A 1004-nucleotide genomic window follows, 5' to 3' on the forward strand; every position below is an offset into this window, starting at 1 on the left:
GACGCTGCGCCGGAAGAAAAGGCGCGCGGCATCACGATCTCGACGGCGCATGTGGAATACGAGACGGACGCGCGGCACTACGCCCACGTCGACTGCCCGGGCCACGCCGACTACGTCAAGAACATGATCACCGGCGCGGCGCAGATGGACGGCGCGATCCTGGTGGTGTCGGCCGCCGACGGTCCGATGCCGCAGACCCGCGAGCACATCCTGCTTGCCCGCCAGGTCGGCGTCCCGGCGATCGTGGTCTACCTCAACAAGTGCGACCAGGTCGACGACGAGGAGCTCCTGGAGCTGGTCGAGCTGGAAGTTCGCGAGCTGCTGTCGTCCTACGAGTTCCCGGGCGACGACATTCCGATCGTCAAGGGCTCGGCGCTGGTGGCGCTGGACGAGGGCGACAAGAAGCTCGGCGAGGATTCGATCCGCGAGCTGCTGGCGGCCGTCGACGACTATATCCCGACGCCGGAGCGTCCGAAGGACCAGCCGTTCCTGATGCCGATCGAGGACGTGTTCTCGATCTCGGGCCGCGGCACCGTGGTCACCGGCCGTGTCGAACGCGGCGTCATCAAGGTCGGCGAGGAAGTCGAGATCGTCGGCATCCGCGACACCACGAAGACGACCTGCACGGGCGTCGAGATGTTCCGCAAGCTGCTCGACCAGGGCGAGGCGGGCGACAATGTGGGCGTTCTGCTTCGCGGCACCAAGCGCGAGGACGTGGAGCGCGGCCAGGTGCTGTGCAAGCCGGGTTCGGTCACGCCGCACACCAAGTTCAAGGCGGAAGCGTACATCCTGACGAAGGAAGAGGGCGGCCGTCACACGCCGTTCTTCACCAACTACCGCCCGCAGTTCTATTTCCGCACGACGGACGTGACCGGTGTGGTGACGCTTCCGGAGGGCACGGAGATGGTGATGCCGGGCGACAACGTGACGATGGACGTGACGCTGATCGTGCCGATCGCGATGGAAGAAAAGCTGCGCTTCGCCATCCGCGAGGGCGGCCGCAC

At 66.3% G+C, this 1004-nt stretch carries 1 protein-coding gene; it reads left to right on the plus strand.

What is annotated here, in order from left to right; all coding sequences use genetic code 11:
- A partial coding sequence (tuf, locus tag CH339_RS23615) for an elongation factor Tu (protein ID WP_111436865.1) occupies positions 1-1004 on the plus strand: 1004 nt, incomplete at both ends.

This window comes from Rhodobium orientis (genome assembly GCF_003258835.1).
In the GTDB taxonomy this organism is placed as follows: domain Bacteria; phylum Pseudomonadota; class Alphaproteobacteria; order Rhizobiales; family Rhodobiaceae; genus Rhodobium; species Rhodobium orientis.